Origin of the sequence: Pseudomonas sp. WS 5010, from assembly GCF_012985565.1 — a bacterium.
Lineage (GTDB): Bacteria > Pseudomonadota > Gammaproteobacteria > Pseudomonadales > Pseudomonadaceae > Aquipseudomonas.
Map to the genome: position 1 here is coordinate 732,092 of NZ_JAAQWQ010000003.1, position 17,139 is coordinate 749,230.

Consider the following 17,139-nt stretch of genomic DNA (forward strand, 5'->3'; position numbering starts at 1 on the left):
GGCCCCTTTTCTACACCTGGCGAACGCTTAGTCCGTGGTGATCCGCGAATGCTTGCGGGTGTCTTTCATGGTGATGTAGACCAACAGCGATACGGCAATACACGCGGTGACGTACCAGTAGTAGCCGGTTTCCATGCCGATGCTCTTGAACCACAGCGCGATGTATTCGGCGGTGCCGCCGAAGATCGACACGGTCAGTGCGTAAGGCAGGCCTACACCCAGCGCACGGATTTCGGTGGGGAACAGCTCGGCCTTCACCACGGCGTTGATCGAGGTGTAGCCGCTGACGATGATCAGCGCCGCCATGATCAGGAAGAACGCGCCCCACCAGGTCTGGACAGTGTGCAGGGTGGTGAGGATCGGCACGGTGAACAGGGTGCCGAGGATGCCGAAGGCGATCAGGATCGGCCGGCGACCGACCTTGTCGGACAGGCCGCCGACAATCGGTTGCAGGCACATGAACAGGAACAGCGTGGCCGCAGAGATGGTGGTGGAGTCGGAGATGCTCATGCCGACGGTGTTCACCAGGTACTTCTGCATGTAGGTGGTGTAGGTGTAGAAGGCCAGGGTGCCGCCCATGGTCAGGCCGACCACGGTCATCAGTTCCTTGGGGTGGCGCATCAAGGTGCGCATCGCGCTTTCCTTGGCTTTTTCCTTCTTGGTGAACGACTCGGTTTCTTCCATGCCACGTCGCAGGTACAGGGCCACCACCGCGCACAGGGCGCCGATGGCGAACGGGATACGCCAGCCCCAGGCATACAACTCTTCAGTGGTGAGGAGCTGTTGCAGCACGATCAGTACCGCCAACGCGATGAGCTGGCCGGAGATCAGGGTCACGTACTGGAAGCTGGAGAAGAAGCCGCGACGTTCCTTGGTCGCCATTTCACTCAGGTAGGTGGCCGAGGTGCCGTATTCGCCACCTACCGACAGGCCTTGCAGCAAGCGGGCGAACACCAGCAGGATCGGCGCGCCGACCCCGATGGTTTCATAACCGGGGCTCAGGGCGATGATCAGCGAGCCGAAGCACATCAGCAGCACCGACGCCATCAACGCGGCTTTACGGCCTGCGCGGTCGGCGTAGAGGCCCATCAGCCAGCCGCCAATCGGGCGCATCAAAAAGCCCACGGCAAAAATCGCGGCGGTGTTGAGCAGTTGGGCGGTGGTGTCGCCTTTAGGGAAGAAGGCTTTGGCGAAGTACAGCGAGAAAGCGGCGTAGACGTACCAGTCATACCACTCGACCATGTTGCCGACCGATCCGCTGAAGATCGACTTGATACGGCTGGAAGTGGTGCGTTCTTGCGCCGGCGCAGCCGCCGACCCCAGAGGCAGGGAATTGGAGTTATCCATTGAAGGATCCTTCATGTCATTGTTTTTGTGGAGCGCGCGTCAGCGCAGCCTGGTTGCAGCTATAGCAGGAGCTGTGCCAAGCAGGGGGAGGCCCGGTCTAGAAGGGTTGGGGGATTTTTTTGAGCGGAAAGCCGCTGATGGTTTTTTGGTGATGAGCGGAAATCCGCTTATGGCGGCTATCCTCATCGCAGGCAAGCCAGCTCCCACATTTTGATTTGCGAATACATTCAAGTGTGGGAGCTGGCTTGCCTGCGATGAGGCCCTAAGGGGCCTTCTCAATCGGGCGACAGAAACATTTCCCGGGTCAGCCCATGGCGCTGCAGCTTTTCATTGAAGGTCCGCCGTGGCAGTTGCAGCTCGGCCAGCACCGCCTTGATATCGCCTTTGTGCCGGGTCAGCGCAGCTTTCAGGCAATGGGCTTCGAACGCTTCCTGCTGGGCCGCCAGGGATTGCCCGGCCTCGATGCCTTCCGGCTCCGGCTCGCCGAGGCCCAGCACCTGGCGTTCGGCAACGTTGGCCAGTTCGCGCACGTTGCCCGGCCAGTCATGGCTGAGCAGCCGCCCCAATTGCGGCCCGCTGAGGGGCGCGGCCTCGCGGCCCAGGCGTTCGGCGGCGCTCTGGGTGAAGTGGTCGAACAGCAGCGGGATATCTTCGCGGCGCTCACGCAGCGGCGGCAGGCGCAGTTGCGCCACGGTCAGGCGGTAGGCCAGGTCTTCGCGAAAACGTCCGGCGCGGGCTTCGTCCAGCAGGTCGGGCTTGGTCGCGGCAATGATGCGCAGGTCGACCTTGATGCTCTGGTTCGAGCCCAGGCGCTCCAGCTTCTGTTCCTGCAACACCCGCAGCAGCTTCACCTGCTGGGCCAGGGGCATGCTTTCGATCTCATCGAGAAACAGCGTACCGCCGTCGGCGTACTCCAGCTTGCCGATGCGCTTGCCCTGGGCGCCGGTGAAAGCGCCGCTTTCATGGCCGAACAGTTCGGCTTCAAACAATTGCTCGGGAATCGCCGCACAGTTGAGCGCGACAAAAGGTTTTTTGGCCCGTGGCCCGAAGTCATGCAGGCAGCGGGCGACCAGTTCCTTGCCGCTGCCGGTCTCGCCACGGATCAGCACGTTGACCGGCAAGGCGGCGAGGTCCAGCACCTGGCGGCGCAAGTTCTGCAGGCTGCGCGACACCCCCAGCAGGCTCGACTCCAGTTGGGCGCGATGATCGGCCTGTTGGTGTAGGCGGCGGTTCTCCAGGATCAGCCCGCGCTTGTCCAGGGCCCGGCGCAGGCTGGCGAGCAGGGCGTCGGGGCTGAAGGGCTTTTCCAGAAAGTCGTAGGCACCGTCGCGCATGGCTTCGACGGCCATCGGCACGTCGCCATGGCCGGTCAGGAGGATCACCGGCAGGTCGGCATCGCGCCGTTGTACTTCGGCCAGCAGCTCCAGGCCGCTGAGACCCGGCATGCGCACATCGCTGAGAATCACCCCGGGAAAGTCCCTGGGCAGGTGGGCCAGGCAGTCCTCGGCGCGGCTGAACAACTGCACTGCGAACCCGGAGAGGTTCAACCACTGTTCCACGGCCGTGCGGATGCTGGCCTCGTCATCAACCACGATCACCGCGTTCAGCATAGGTCCGGCGCCTCCAGCGCGATGGGCAGGGTCAGGGTGAAGACGGCGCCGTCGCCCTGATTGGCCGCACTCAGGCGTCCGCCCAGTTCATGCACGATAGCGTAGGACACCGCCAACCCGAGCCCGAGCCCGTCACCCACCGGCTTGGTGGTGAAGAACGGGTCGAACACGTTGTTCAGGTGTTCCTCGGCAATGCCGCCGCCGCTGTCGCTGACGCTCAGGTGCCACAGTTGTTGATCGGCATGCAGGCGGATTTCCAGGCGCTTGCGCGGTTTGTCGGCCATGGCATCCAGGGCATTGCGCAACAAGTTGATCAGCACTTGCTCCAGGCGAATGGCATCGCCGCGTACCCAGGCCGGGCGAGTCAGGTCGAGCACGGTGCCGATGGCTTCGTCGCGCAGGCGTGCGTCGAGCAAGTGCAGGGACTGGTCGACCACGGTTGCCAGGTCCAGGCGTTCGCGCAGGCCGCTGGGGCTTTTGCGGGCGAAGGTCTTGAGGTGGCCGGTAAGGGCGGCCATGCGAGTGAGCATGTCGTCCAATGGCGTCAGCGCCTGATAGGCGTCATCGATGCGCCCGTGATCGAGCAGCAGGCGCAAGGTAGCCAGTTGCATGCGCTGGGTGGTCAGCGGCTGGTTGATTTCATGGGCCAGGGCCGCAGACATCTGTCCCAGCGCCGCCAGCTTGGCCGATTGCACCAAGCCATCCTGGGCGGTGCGCAAGGCGCGTGTGCGTTCTTCCACCAGGCGCTCCAGCTCTTCGCGGCTGCGCTGGCGCAAGCGGGCCAGGCGCCAGCGCTGGCTGAGGAACAGCACCAGGAACACCAGGGTCAACCACAGGCCCGCCGCGGCGAGGCCGGCGTTGCGTTGGTCTTCAAAGGCCACCTGGGGTTTGCGCAGCAGGTGCAGGGTCCAGCCTTCGGCTTTGAGGGGCAGGGACTCCCAGATGTAGTTGGCGTTGCCTTCGGGCCCGGCCACGCGCACCAGATGACTGTTCTCGTCAAAACGCTGCAAGGTCTGGGTGTCCAGGGGCTGCAATTGCTTCTTGTCGTATTGGCGCGTGGCCTTGAGTTCGGCCAGATCGTTGGCCGACAGCGGGCGCAGGTTGCGGTAACGCCATCCGGGTTTATTGGCGATAAACACGATGCCCCGGGCATCGCTGACCAGCAGCAGGTCGTCGCCCTGGGCCCATCCGCGCTCCAGCTCCGGAAACTCCAGTTTCACCACCATGGCGCCGATGAACTGCTCCTGCTCATCCACCACCGCGCTGGAAAGGAAGTACCCCGGAATCCCGGTGGTCACCCCCACCGCATAAAAACGCCCGGTGCCCTGGCTGCGGGTCTGGCTGAAATAGGGGCGGAACGCATAGTTGTGGCCGACATAACTGCTGGGCAGGCGCCAGTTGCTGGCGGCCACCGCCAGGCCGGTGCGGTCCATCAGTTCCAGGGTCGATGACTGCGCCGCACCGTTGATGCGCTCCAGTTTGTGGTTGAGCACCTCCTGGGTCGCCGGATCCAGCGGGCCTTTCAGGGCGCGGATCATTTCCGAATCCAGGGCCAGCACGGCGGGCAGGGCGCGGTAGCGTTCGATCAAGGTGTGCAAGGAGTTGGCATACAGCGCCAGTTGCTGGTTCGCACGGCCGGCATCGTCCACCAGGGACTGGCGTTCCGCCTGGCGCATGGCGACTGCGGCGGCCAGGACGGCACCGGCAATAATCAGCAGGGAGTAGAAGGTCAAACGCAATGGGCGAGGGATCGCGATCATACGAGAATGAACAGCTGCAGTAGGGGGCGAGCACCATAACATGCAGCAGGACGAGCGCAGTACTTGTGGGAACGGGCTTGCCCGCGATTGCATCGACGCGTTCTGCTGCCAGACCGCAGTGCCTGCATCGCGGGCAAGCCCGCTCCCACAAAATCGCCGGTCATAAAAAAGGCGACTGTGGCATGGAGCCACAGTCGCCTTTTATCCTTGCGGGGACGTGCTTACTGCACTTCTACCGCCAGGCTTTCACTGATCTTTTGCTGCCAGATGGCGGGACCTGTGATGTGGACTGACTCGCCCTTGCTGTCGACTGCAACAGTGACCGGCATGTCCTTGACGTCGAACTCGTAGATCGCTTCCATGCCCAGTTCGGCGAAGGCCACCACGCGCGACTTCTTGATGGCTTGCGCCACCAGGTAGGCCGCACCGCCGACTGCCATCAGGTACACGGCCTTGTGGTCCTTGATCGCTTCGATGGCGGTCGGGCCGCGCTCGGATTTGCCGATCATGCCCAACAGGCCAGTCTGCTCGAGGATCTGGCGGGTGAACTTGTCCATCCGCGTGGCGGTGGTCGGGCCAGCCGGGCCAACCACTTCTTCGCGCACCGGATCTACCGGGCCGACGTAGTAGATGAAACGGCCCTTGAGGTCTACCGGCAGGGTTTCACCCTTGTTCAGCATCTCGACCATACGCTTGTGCGCCGCGTCGCGACCGGTGAGCATCTTGCCGTTGAGCAGTACGGTTTCGCCCGGCTTCCAGCTCTGTACATCTTCCGGGGTCAGGGTGTCGAGATTGACACGGCGGGCCGACGGGCCGGCTTCCCAGACAATTTCCGGGTAGGCGTCCAGCGGCGGCGCTTCGAGCGAGGCCGGACCGGAACCGTCGAGCACGAAGTGTGCGTGACGGGTGGCGGCGCAGTTGGGGATCATGCACACCGGCAACGAAGCGGCGTGGGTCGGGTAATCCATGATCTTCACGTCGAGCACGGTGGTCAGGCCACCCAGGCCCTGGGCGCCGATCCCCAGTTGGTTGACCTTCTCGAACAGCTCCAGGCGCATCTCTTCGATACGGTTGGACGGGCCGCGCTTTTTCAGCTCGTGGATGTCGATGGATTCCATCAACACTTCCTTGGCCATGACGGCGGCTTTCTCGGCAGTACCGCCGATGCCGATGCCGAGCATGCCCGGTGGGCACCAGCCGGCACCCATGGTCGGAACGGTCTTGAGCACCCAGTCGACGATGGAGTCGGACGGGTTGAGCATGGCCATTTTCGACTTGTTCTCGGAACCACCGCCCTTGGCAGCCACGTCCACTTCCACGGTGTTACCCGGGACGATGGAGTAGTGGATCACGGCCGGGGTGTTGTCCTTGGTGTTTTTGCGCGCGCCGGCCGGGTCGGCGAGGATCGAGGCACGCAGCACGTTTTCCGGCAGGTTGTAGGCGCGACGCACGCCTTCGTTGATCATGTCGTCCAGGCCCATGGTGGCGCCATCCCAGCGTACATCCATGCCCACGCGTACGAACACGGTGACGATCCCGGTGTCCTGGCAGATCGGGCGGTGGCCGGTGGCACACATGCGCGAGTTGATCAGGATCTGGGCCATGGAGTCACGGGCGGCCGGCGATTCTTCGCGCAGGTAGGCTTCGTGCATTGCCTGGATGAAGTCAACGGGGTGGTAGTAGGAAATGAATTGCAGGGCGTCGGCAACGCTCTGAATCAGGTCGTCTTGCTTGATCACGGTCATGAGTCGCGCTCCTCTATAAGGGAACATTCAATAAAGGTGGCTTCAGATGGGTGTATCGGTCGCTGAAGCCACCTTTTCCAAGGCACGCCGGGTAGTGCTGGCGCGACGCTAAAAAGGCGCGGCAGTATAACCCGGCGCGATGGCCGATACACCCGACGATGGTCAAACTCTCCCGACCACCCTAGGAGCCGGCTCCTGCAAAAAGCAGTTACAGTGATCGCACATTTTGATTCGAGGCCTTTCATGCCTGAACTGCACGTCGGCGAACGCCAGTGGTCGGTCTCCACCGGCAGCAATCTGCTGGATGCCTTGAACCAGGCCGGTGTGGCCGTGCCTTACAGTTGCCGCGCGGGCAGTTGCCATGCCTGCCTGGTGCGTTGCCGGGGTGAGGTCGAGGACAAGCAGCCCGACGCGCTGAGCCCGGCCCAGCGCCAGGACGGTTGGCGCCTGGCCTGCCAGTGCCAGGTCACAGACGATGTACAGGTCGAGGCCTTTGACCCCTTGCGCGACGGCGCGGCGGCAACGGTGCTGAGCGCCGATTGGCTGAACCCGACGGTGTTGCGCCTGCGCCTGCAACCCCAGCACGGGCTGCGTTACCGGGCCGGGCAGCACCTGGTGTTGTGGGCGGGGACGGTGGCGCGGCCTTATTCCCTGGCCAGCCTGCCCCAGGAAGATCCGTTTTTGGAGTTCCACCTCGATTGCCGCCTGCCCGGCGAATTCAGCGATCGTGCCCGCCGGCTTGAGGCCGGTGACCCATTACGCCTGGGTGAATTGCGCGGCGGGGCGTTGCATTACGATCCGGACTGGCAAGCGCGGCCGCTGTGGCTGCTGGCATCCGGCACGGGGCTGGGGCCGCTGTGGGGCGTGTTGCGCGAAGCCCTGCGCCAGGATCACCAGGGCGCTATCCGCGTGATTCACCTGGCCCATGATACGGACGGGCATTATCTGGCCGAGCCCCTGGCCCAACTTGCCGCCAGCCACGGCAACCTCACCATCGAACTGTGGACGGCGGCGCAGTTGGCCGGTGCCTTGGCGCAACTGCGGCTTGTATCCCGGCAAACCCTGGCCTTGCTCTGCGGGCACCCCAGCAGTGTCGAGGCGTTTTCCAAGCGCCTGTTCCTGGCGGGCTTGCCGCGTAATCAACTGCTGGCCGATGTGTTCCTGCCCCGTGGTTGAGCGCTGATGGCTATCTGCGAGAACTCACCGTGTGCATTTGAAATGCATTGCAATGTGGGAGCGGGCCTTTGCAGTCAATCAATCACTCTCCCTTGGAATGCAAAAGGCCCTGGCATTCACATGCCAGGGCCTTTGCTTTGAGCAGGTCAGTCACTCAGACCATTGGGTCGCCAACGTGCAGGATCTTCATGCCGTTGGTGCCACCGATGGTGTGGTAGCTGTCGCCCTTGGTCAGGATCACCCAATCGCCTTTCTCGACTACGCCACGCTTGAGCAGTTCGTCGATGGCAGCCTGGCTGACTTGCTCAGGCGGCAGCGACGCCGGGTCGAACGGTACGGTGTAGACGCCACGGAACATGGCCGCGCGGGCCTGGGTTTCGCGGTGCGGGGAGAACGCGTAGATCGGGATCGAGGAGCGGATGCGCGACATGATCAACGGCGTGTAGCCACTTTCGGTCAGGGCGATGATCGCCTTTACGCCCGGGAAGTGGTTGGCGGTGTACATGGCGGCCAGGGCGATGCTCTGGTCGCAGCTTTCGAACACTTTGCCGATGCGGTGGCTGGAGGTCTTGCTGGTCGGGTGCTTTTCAGCGCCGACGCAGATACGTGCCATGGCCTGGACCGCTTCCAGCGGGTACGGGCCGGCAGCACTTTCTGCCGAGAGCATCACGGCGTCGGTGTAGTCGAGCACGGCGTTGGCCACGTCGGACACTTCGGCACGGGTCGGCATCGGGTTCTGGATCATTGACTCCATCATCTGGGTCGCAACGATCACCGCTTTATTGTGGCGGCGTGCGTGCAGGATGATTTTCTTCTGGATGCCGATCAGCTCCGCGTCACCGATTTCCACACCGAGGTCGCCACGGGCAACCATCACTGCATCGGACGCCTTGATCAGGCCGTCGAGGGTTTCGTCGTCGGCCACCGCTTCGGCGCGCTCGATCTTCGCCACCAGCCAGGCAGTACCGCCGGCTTCGTCGCGCAGTTGGCGGGCGTACTCCATGTCGGCTGCGTCGCGTGGGAAGGACACGGCGAGGTAGTCCACTTCCATTTCGGCGGCGAGCTTGATGTCAGCCTTGTCTTTTTCGGTCAGGGCCGGTGCAGTCAGGCCACCACCGCGACGGTTGATGCCTTTGTGGTCGGACAGCGGGCCGCCGATGATCACGGTGCAGTTGAGCTCGGTGACGGTGGCGGTGTCGACACGCATGACCACACGGCCGTCGTCCAGCAGCAGTTCGTCGCCGACGCCGCAGTCTTTCACCAGGTCCGGGTAGTCGATACCCACGACTTGCTGGTTGCCTTCGGTCAGCGGATGGCTGGTGGAGAAGGTGAATTTGTCACCGATCTTCAGCTCGATGCGCTTGTTGGCGAATTTGGCGATACGGATCTTCGGACCTTGCAGGTCACCCAGCAGCGCGACGAAGCGGCCATGCTTGGCGGCGAGGTCACGTACCAGCTTGGCGCGAGCCTTGTGCTCGTCCGGGGTGCCGTGGGAGAAGTTCAGACGGGCAACGTCCAGGCCAGCCAGAATCAGCTGTTCGAGGACTTCCGGCGAGTTACTGGCCGGGCCAAGGGTGGCGACGATTTTGGTACGACGGACGGACATGCACGGACTCCTGAGTTCTAGCGCTGGGGAAGGCTACTATGCTCTTTGGCTGTAGTCATTGTTCGTTTGCACTACTTATTGTCGATTCGCTTGTTTTCACTCTATGACGCCAGACGAACAACCTTGAAGATTTTCGCCCAAGGGTCGATACACTGCTCAAGACAGGAGAACACCCCATGCGAGTTTTGATCATTGCTGCCCTGGCCGTCAGTGTTGTCGGCTGTACCCGTTGGTCGATGGACCATCATTTGAACAATGCCTACCGTGCCTACAACGTGGGCGATTGTGAGCGGGTCACCCTGGAATTGTCCCAGGTCGACCGTGAAAGCCGGTCCCGTCGCTACGTGCAGCCGGAAGTCTCGATGCTGCGTGGGCAGTGCCTGGAACGGCAGAAGCTGTTTGTGGATGCGGTGCAGACTTATCAGTTCATCATTAGCCAGTACCCATCGAGTGAGTACGCGTTCCGGGCCCGTGCACGCCTGGATACGCTGCAACAACTGGGGCATTACCCTGGCGCAAGTGCAGCGCGCGCGCGAGCTGCAGCCTTGTAATGATATACGCCATTTAATTGCTGGCCTCTTGCCAGAGTTGGGCTATTCTTTTGAAGTGCGTTTGTATAACTTTCAATTCAAACAGACACAAAAACAGGATTCGGTGGTTGTAGAGTGACAGGGCAGGGGCCGCTGTTGCACCGGGATCCAGGAGAGCGGGGGGGCATGTAGCTTCCCGGCCCGAATCACAGCAACGGCCACAGTCTTGGCCATTGGACGGCGATCTGATCATGTTGACTGACCGACGGATTGAGCGGCACCAGTTGCCCTATTTTTTAGAGGTGTTCAATCGCTTCACAGGTAAGCCCATCGGTTACTTGGGTAATATTTCCAGTGAAGGGCTGATGCTAGTCAGCCAATTACCCATGATGGTCAACGTGGATTTTGATCTGCGCTTGAAGATTCCAGGTCCTGAGGGTGATATGCACACCATTGATTTCACTGCGACCTGCCTGTGGAGTCGTGAAGATATCAACCCCAGGCATTACGACTCGGGGTTTTGCCTGTTGGAGGCGCCCGCGGAGTACGGTCAGCTGATTGTTGCGCTGTTGCAGTACTTCAGCTTTGACCCCTTGCAGGCTTCGGCCTAGCGTCACACACCATTCATAGAGCGCCGGCTTTTTTCCAGCCCAGGTATCGGGTTACCAGGTCGGCGCCCAGCTCAGAGGGATGGGCATCCATTACCATCAGGCCCTGCGCCTTGAGGCGGTCATGAAGTTCTTCCCGTGCATTGAGGTAATCGACGCTGCCACAGTAGGCCAGCGCCTGCGCCAAGGTCTGCACGGGAGCCTGGCGCAATTGATCCAGCACTCCTTCGCGCAGGCTCGCCACCAATACCCGGTGCTGGCGGCTGATGCGCTTGACGGCCGTCAGTAGTTCCTCATCGTCCTCATCGCGCAGGTTGGTCACTACGATCACCAGCGCCCGCCGTTTCTGGCGGGCCAGCAGCTGATTGGCGGCAGCCTGGTAATCGGCCGTGCGCCGGGTGCTGTCCAGGTCGTATACCGCGTTGAGCAACTGGTTCAACTGACCGCTGCCCTTGACTGGTGCCAGGTAGCGCGGCTGGTCGCAGGCGAAGGTACACAGGCCCACGGCATCGCCCTGGCGCAAGGCCACATAGCTGAGCAGCAGGCAGGCGTTGAGGGCGTGGTCGAAATGTGACAGTTCGCCGTCCTTGCTGCGCATCCGTCGGCCGCAATCGAGCATGAACATAATCTGCTGGTCGCGCTCATCCTGGTATTCCCGGGCAATCGGCGTGCGTTGCCGTGCCGTGGCCTTCCAGTCGATCTGGCGCAGGCTGTCGCCCTCGCGAAATTCGCGCAGCTGATGAAACTCCAGGCCCAGGCCGCGACGCTGGCGCTGGCGTACACCCAGTTGGCTGAGCCAGTTGTCTACCGCCAGTAACTGCGCACCGTACAGGCGGGCAAAGTCCGGGTAAACCCGGGTTGCATCCTTGACCGATACCTGGCGTTTTGCGGTCCACAATCCCAGGGGGCTGGGCAGATGCACCTCACAGCGCTCAAAGCTGAAATGCCCACGGCTCAAGGGGCGCAGGCGGTAGCCCAGGTCACTGTGTTCACCGGGGCGCAGGGCGATGAACTGCGGCAGGTTCTGCACGCTCAAACCATCCGGTACGTGATCAAACACCTTCAGCGTCAATGGCTGTGTGTAGTCATGCTCCAGGGTGATCCGCACCTCGCTCCAGCGTCCTAGCGCCAGGCTGCCTGGCATGTGCCGCCGCAGGCGTGGCGAGGGACGGCGTTTCAGACGGGCAGCATCGAGCAATGCCAGCAAAAGCAGCGCCAGGAGCAGGCCCCAGGCCACGGAGTGCAGGGCGGCCGGCACCTTGAGTTGCAGGGCCGTGGCCGTTCCGAGGGCGATGTTCAGGCCCAGCAGCACCGCGAGCCAGGCCAGCAACAGGCGAGTAGGTCTCATGGGCATGTCACTGGCGTGGCGCCGGCACTTGGTCGAGCAGTTGGGCCAGTACCTGATCCACCTCGAGGCCTTCGATATCCAGCTCCGGGGCGATGCGTACGCGATGGCGCAACACTGCCAGCGCGCAACTCTTGATGTCGTCCGGGGTCACGAACTCGCCACCGCGCAGCAGAGCCCGGGCGCGGGCACCACGTACCAGGGCGATGGAGGCGCGAGGCCCGGCGCCAAGGGCCAGGCCGGGCCAGGTGCGGGTGGTCCGGGCCAGGCGCACGGCGTAGTCGAGTACCTGGTCATCCAACGGCAGCTCACTGGCGACCTGTTGCAACAGCAGTACATCATCGGCCTGCAGTACGGTGCGCAATGGCTGTACGTCGAGCATGTCGGCGCGGGAGGAACGAGTCACTTCGCGCACCATATCCAGCTCTTGCTGCGCCTCTGGGTAGTCCATGCGTACCTTGAGCATGAACCGGTCGAGTTCGGCCTCCGGTAGTGGGTAAGTGCCTTCCTGTTCGATGGGGTTCTGGGTGGCCAGCACCATGAACGGCTGGCCGATGGGCAAGGCTTCACCCTCGAGAGTGACCTGTCGTTCCTGCATGGCTTCGAGCAGGGCGGCCTGGGTTTTCGCCGGGGCCCGGTTGATCTCGTCCGCCAGGAGCAAATGGGTGAACAACGGCCCTTTGCGCAGCTTGAATTGCTCGGTGTGCAGGTCGTACACCGCATGGCCTGTGACATCGCTGGGCATCAGGTCCGGGGTGAACTGGATGCGTGCGAAGTCGCCGTCAAAGCAGCGCGCCAGGGCCCGTACCAGCAAGGTCTTGCCCAGGCCGGGTACGCCTTCGAGCAGCACATGGCCGCCGGCGATCAACGCGGTCAGTACGTCATCGATCACCGCGTCCTGGCCAATCACTGCCTTGCGCAACTCGGTGCGCAGCGCCTGGGCGAGTTGGGTGGCGCGCCCGGTGTCGAGGGTATTGGGTAAATCCACTGGAGAATCGCTCATAGGGCATTCCTGAGGGTTTGCAGGCAGGCCACCTGGCGGCTGAAATCGGCGCTGGAAAGCCGTTTTGCCGGGAGTGGGCCCAGGGCCTGGCTGATAATTGAAGCGGGTTGGCGGGTCAGGCGCTCAAGGGCCTGCCATTGTCCTGCGGTATCCAACTGTTCGAATCCGGGGTGGCGGCGACGTGCGGTACGCAGGATGTCGCGCTGCAAGGCTTGCAACAGGCTGTTTTGCCCGCTGCGGCGCAGCAGGAAGTCGGCACTGGCATTCAGGTGCTCCTGCAATTGACGGCGGGCTTTCGGGGCTGGCGCCTGGATGGGCCCCTGGCGCACGCCGGCGCGCCACAACCCCAGCAGAATCAAGGCGGCCAGTGCTACCAGGGCCTGGGGGAAATACCGCAGCACCAGACTGAACAGGTTTTCGACGTCCGTGTTCGATAGCAGGGTGACATCGCTGCCCTGGGTCAGGTACCACAGCAGCCAGGCGTTGTCGTGCAAGCCGATGGCCGGGGTCTTCCACAGCTCGCTGTCGGTGATCACCGTTACACGACCCAGCCCGAGATCGAGTTGCATCAGGTGGCTGGACTTGGCGCTGTTGGCCGAAAACTGTGCCAGGTGCCTGGGGTCGATCAGGGTGAAGTCAGTGTCGAAACTGAAAAACGCCGGCGCGGTTTCGTTATCGACATACAGCCGTGTCAGGTCCGGTTTCTTGTTCTTGCGGGCGGGGGGCGGCTGGTCAAAGTCATCGCTGAAGGCCTGGCGCAACTGCAGGCGATCGAGCAGCAGGTCGCCGCTGTCCTGGGTTTCTTCATCCCATATGGCTTCGGCCACCAGCAGCAGATGGCCCCCAGCCTTGGTCCACTCCAACAACTGGTCAACCTGGCGCGGGGTCATGTTGCTGCGTTCGCTGAGCAACAGCAGGCTGCCGCCCTTGGCGGGCAGGGTGGCCAGGCGTTCCAGGCTGCGGGCATGCTCGACGGCCAAGCCTTGCTGGCGTAGGAAGTGTTCCGCCGCCAGGTAGGGGTTGGCCTGGGCTTCAGGTGAGGGCCCGCGGTCAACCACTTCTTCGTAGGGAATCGCCTTGTGCCAGGCATAGAAGCTCCCGGCCGTCAGCAGGCAAGCCAGGATCAGTCCAATCCAGATCAGTGGCCGGTTCATCGCGCGGCCTCGCTGTCGAACAAGCTGCGCCAACCGGCGCAGAGCTGTTGCTGGGCCAGGGCAGGCGGTATGCGATGGCCGTAGGCGAGGTTTTGCCAGTGCCGGGTCAGGTCGTCGCTAAAGGCCAGCAATTGCGGCTGTTGCAAGTGGCGCACCCGTTCCAGGACCTGGCCTTCGGTATCGGCGTTTTTCAGTGGCAGGTGGAAGTCATGCAGCAGCCGGCTCAGCAGGCCGCGATACAGTAGGCCAAGGGCCTCGCGGGGCTGTGTGGCCCACAGTTGTTCGGCGGCACCGGCAATATCCTCGGGCAAGCTCTGCACGCCCATGTCCAGGCCGAACAGTTGCGACGGCACGGGCTGCACGGCCTTGGGGTGTTGGACGCGGCGGCGACTGACAAAGGCGTGCAGCCAATCACGATAACGCCAGGCAACCAGGGCAATGCCGGCGATCAGCAGGCCCCAGAGCAGCACCTCCATCACCAGGGCCAGGGGCTTGAAGGTGTCGCTGTTGAGATTGTCCAGCAAGGATTTGAGCCAGGCCGGCAGATGGGCACCTCCCGGGGACTTGGCGTTGCTGCTGCTCTTGTCCTCGCCGAAACGGTAGCGGGTAACGGTTTGCGGATTCTTGAACGGGGGTTGTTCCAGCAGGCGCTTGATCGATTGACTGGCTTGCGGCGTGCTCAACGGTTTTGAGTCGACCGGCGGGTTGGCCATGGCCTGGGGCGTTGGCGCGATCACTAGCAGGCCGACAGCCAGCAACAGGGCGGCCACTGCCGACCCCAGGCGCTGGCGCAGGCGGCGGAACACCAATTCCAGGTCCCAGGCTTCAAGCACGGTACGCCGGTTCAGGTAGAGGCTGAATCCACATGCCACGTAGATCGGCTCCCAGAACACCAGGATCAGGGCGTAGAAGGCATTGCTCAGGTGCTCCAGCCAGAGCCAGTCCTGGCTGCTGGCCAATGCCAGTTGCTGCCAGTCCCAGTCCAGCTCTACCTGTTGCGGCAGGAACAGGTAGAACAGCGCCATCAAGCCGATCCACAGCGCCGTTTCCAAGTGCATGCCGATCAGCGTCAGCCAGCGCGCCGCGCCGGCATTGCGTTGCAGGAGCACACCCAGCCGTTGTTGGCGGGCCAGGCCGCCGAGGCCCTCAAGTTGCATCACGGGCATGGCAAAGCTGCGACTGAGGCTAAAGCGCCGCCAGGTCAGGCTGGCCAGCAGTTGCTCCTTGAGCAGCCGTGGCCATTGGCGCAGCGCCTGTTTGAGAGTCGGCGTCTCGCCAAACAGCGCTTTGGACAGGATATACAGCGGCAGGCGCTCAAAGGCCGGTTTCAACCACCAGAACAACAGCACGGCAACGGAGGGGTAGTCCCACAGCACGACGCTGATCAGGATAAAAATCGGCAGGCTGACCAAGGCCCAACTGCTCATCAAGAGCACGCGGTGCTCACGGGCGAGCAACACCCCGAGGTCCATGGCTTCCCACGAGGAGCGGGGGCGAATCACCACGCTGGCGTCACTCAGGCGCATGACGACTCCTGCCGGCGAACAGCAGATAGGCGATCACCATCGCCCAGAGCGCCGCGCCCACCAGGTATTTGCCCCAGGGCTCCACGGCCGTGGTGGAGGACCAATAGGCTTCTATAAAGGCCGCGATCAGCAGGAACAGAATCACCCCGCAGATCATTTGCACGCTCTTACCGGCTGCCAGGCGCAGTGCTTCCCCCCGGGGCAATGCTCCCGGTGCGATCAACGCCCAGCCCAGTTGCAGGCCGGCCGCACCGGCCAGGGCGATGGCCGTCAGTTCAAACGCGCCGTGGCCGATGACAAAGGACCAGAAGGTTTGCCCGTAGCCGATTTCGGTCAGGTGCCCGGCGATGGCCCCGATCATCAGGCCATTGAAAAACAGGAAGAACACGCTGCCCAGGCCAAACAGCAGGCCGCCGGCAAAGGTCTGGAACGCGATGCCGATGTTGTGCATCACGTAGTAGCCGAACATCATCCAGTCCTCACTCGAGGCCCGCTCGGCCGCGCGCCCCAGGCGACTGGCGTCGGGGTCGTACATGGTTTGCATCTCGGTTACTTGCTGGGTACTGACGATGGTGTAGATCAAGTCGGGGGACAGATAGACCAGCAGGGCGATGCCAACCAGGCTGCCAAAGAACAGCAGGCTGGCCACCAGCACGAAGCGCCATTGTTCGCGGACCGTGCGGGGAAAGTCGGCCAGCAGGAAGCCCAGGACCTTGGCGCCGAGCTGGCTGCGATGGCGATACAGCTGTTGATGGCCGCGCAGGGCCAACTGTTGCAACGGGTCTACCAGGTAGCTGCTGTAGCCACGCTCCTGCGCCAACGCCAGGTGCTGGCACAGGCGTCGGTAATCATGGGGGAAGTGCGTCAGCTCCTGGGCCTTGGCCTTGCCTTGCTCAAGCAATGCCAGTTGCGCGGCAAAGGCTTGCCAGTGCGGCTGGTGACGGCTTTCGAACAGGCTCTGTTTCATGTCGGCCCCAGCAGGCCGCGGGCCACGCCATTGAGCTGGTCCACGGCGCGTGCCGGGGAAACCTGCAAGGGCGTGGCCAGAATCGCCGCCAGCTCTTGGGTGCGCTCGGCGGACAGTTCACCCTGGCGCTCGGCAAAACCGAGGATCGCGCGCTGCTCGTTCAACGCCAGGGCAAAGGGCAGGCGCAATGCCGGGGCCTGGGGCAAGAGAGGGCGGGCCACGGGCTGTTCGCGGTAAACCACCAGGGTCCCGGCTGCGATGTCGCCCAGGCGTTTGAAGTGGGGATGTTGCAGGCAACTGATGGCGCCGAGGAAATAGCCGAACGGCAACATATCGACAAAACGCAGCAGGTTGCGGATCAAGGAGGCGGACCAGCCAATGGGCGTGCCGTCATCCCGTACCACGCGCAGGCCCATGATCTGCTTGCCCGGTGAACAGCCCTGGTTGAGCACTTCGAACAGCACCATGTACCACCAACTGACGAGGAACAGCAGGATCGAGCCCAGGCCGATGCCCAGGTCGCCGAGAAACGCCAGGGCGATGAACAGGATGCCGAGGATCAGGCCGCGCAGGCCCAGGTCGAAGCCGAATGCCAGCGCCCGGGGCATCAGCCCGGCGGGGCGCAAGGGCAGGTCGATGCCTTCCGGGGTCTCGATCTGGTAGCGAGTGTCCAATGGGGCGGTGGGCATTGCGTTCCCTGGCAGTGCGGCGTGGCTGGGCATGGGCAACCTCATCGGGCGGCCGGCGAAAATGAGAGGTCGA

Annotated in this window: 14 protein-coding genes; 3 read left to right on the forward strand and 11 right to left on the reverse strand. The window is 63.0% G+C overall.

Annotated elements, in window-relative coordinates:
- Window positions 1–27: 27 nt before the first annotated feature.
- From HBO11_RS12220 to HBO11_RS12235, 4 genes are all read right to left on the reverse strand, one after another.
- The gene (locus HBO11_RS12220; protein ID WP_169954639.1) at window positions 28–1,347 is read right to left on the reverse strand and encodes an MFS transporter; all 1,320 of its coding nucleotides are present in this window, start codon (window positions 1,345–1,347) and stop codon (window positions 28–30) included.
- Window positions 1,348–1,622: 275 nt separating this feature from the next.
- Window positions 1,623–2,957, reverse strand: a complete 1,335-nt coding sequence (locus tag HBO11_RS12225) for a sigma-54 dependent transcriptional regulator (RefSeq protein ID WP_169954640.1) — start codon at window positions 2,955–2,957, stop codon at window positions 1,623–1,625.
- Window positions 2,951–4,717 carry an ATP-binding protein gene (locus HBO11_RS12230; protein WP_169954641.1) on the reverse strand — a complete coding sequence of 589 codons (1,767 nt, stop codon included), beginning with the start codon at window positions 4,715–4,717 and terminating at the stop codon, window positions 2,951–2,953. The genes HBO11_RS12225 and HBO11_RS12230 overlap by 7 nt, the downstream gene beginning before the upstream one ends.
- Window positions 4,718–4,938: 221 nt before the next feature.
- Window positions 4,939–6,462, reverse strand: a complete 1,524-nt coding sequence (locus tag HBO11_RS12235; RefSeq protein ID WP_131062231.1) for a fumarate hydratase — start codon at window positions 6,460–6,462, stop codon at window positions 4,939–4,941.
- Between the two features lie 243 nt (window positions 6,463–6,705).
- Here HBO11_RS12235 and HBO11_RS12240 point away from each other — a divergent pair, with 243 nt between their 5' ends.
- Window positions 6,706–7,638 carry an iron-sulfur-binding ferredoxin reductase gene (locus HBO11_RS12240; protein ID WP_169954642.1) on the forward strand — a complete coding sequence of 311 codons (933 nt, stop codon included), beginning with the start codon at window positions 6,706–6,708 and terminating at the stop codon, window positions 7,636–7,638.
- 154 nt (window positions 7,639–7,792) lie between these two features.
- On the opposite strand, the gene pyk is transcribed toward HBO11_RS12240, so the two are convergent.
- Complete coding sequence (gene pyk, locus HBO11_RS12245; RefSeq protein ID WP_029295454.1) at window positions 7,793–9,244, reverse strand: pyruvate kinase; 1,452 nt, start codon at window positions 9,242–9,244, stop codon at window positions 7,793–7,795.
- 176 nt (window positions 9,245–9,420) lie between these two features.
- Here pyk and HBO11_RS12250 point away from each other — a divergent pair, with 176 nt between their 5' ends.
- Both HBO11_RS12250 and HBO11_RS12255 read left to right on the forward strand, forming a co-directional pair.
- Window positions 9,421–9,795 (forward strand): tetratricopeptide repeat protein, encoded by a 375-nt coding sequence (locus HBO11_RS12250; protein ID WP_169954643.1) that lies wholly within the window; start codon window positions 9,421–9,423, stop codon window positions 9,793–9,795.
- Window positions 9,796–10,025: 230 nt separating this feature from the next.
- Window positions 10,026–10,385, forward strand: coding sequence for a PilZ domain-containing protein (locus tag HBO11_RS12255; protein ID WP_169954701.1), 360 nt, complete (start codon window positions 10,026–10,028; stop codon window positions 10,383–10,385).
- Window positions 10,386–10,398: 13 nt separating this feature from the next.
- On the opposite strand, the gene HBO11_RS12260 is transcribed toward HBO11_RS12255, so the two are convergent.
- The 6 genes from HBO11_RS12260 to HBO11_RS12285 are packed head-to-tail and all read right to left on the reverse strand — an operon-like array spanning window position 10,399 to window position 17,066.
- A complete protein-coding gene (locus HBO11_RS12260) occupies window positions 10,399–11,730 on the reverse strand; it encodes a DUF58 domain-containing protein (protein WP_169954644.1) in 1,332 nt (443 codons plus the stop codon).
- A 7-nt stretch (window positions 11,731–11,737) separates the two neighbouring features.
- A complete protein-coding gene (locus HBO11_RS12265; protein ID WP_169954645.1) occupies window positions 11,738–12,730 on the reverse strand; it encodes a MoxR family ATPase in 993 nt (330 codons plus the stop codon).
- Window positions 12,727–13,884, reverse strand: coding sequence for a DUF4350 domain-containing protein (locus HBO11_RS12270; RefSeq protein ID WP_169954646.1), 1,158 nt, complete (start codon window positions 13,882–13,884; stop codon window positions 12,727–12,729). The genes HBO11_RS12265 and HBO11_RS12270 overlap by 4 nt, the downstream gene beginning before the upstream one ends.
- Window positions 13,881–15,410 carry a DUF4129 domain-containing protein gene (locus tag HBO11_RS12275; RefSeq protein WP_169954647.1) on the reverse strand — a complete coding sequence of 510 codons (1,530 nt, stop codon included), beginning with the start codon at window positions 15,408–15,410 and terminating at the stop codon, window positions 13,881–13,883. Before HBO11_RS12275 ends, HBO11_RS12270 begins: the two co-directional genes overlap by 4 nt.
- Window positions 15,397–16,377 (reverse strand): stage II sporulation protein M, encoded by a 981-nt coding sequence (locus tag HBO11_RS12280; RefSeq protein WP_169954648.1) that lies wholly within the window; start codon window positions 16,375–16,377, stop codon window positions 15,397–15,399. The genes HBO11_RS12275 and HBO11_RS12280 overlap by 14 nt, the downstream gene beginning before the upstream one ends.
- Window positions 16,374–17,066: an RDD family protein gene (locus HBO11_RS12285; protein WP_169954649.1), complete on the reverse strand. Its 693-nt coding sequence runs from the start codon at window positions 17,064–17,066 to the stop codon at window positions 16,374–16,376. The genes HBO11_RS12280 and HBO11_RS12285 overlap by 4 nt, the downstream gene beginning before the upstream one ends.
- Between the last annotated feature and the right edge of the window lie 73 nt (window positions 17,067–17,139).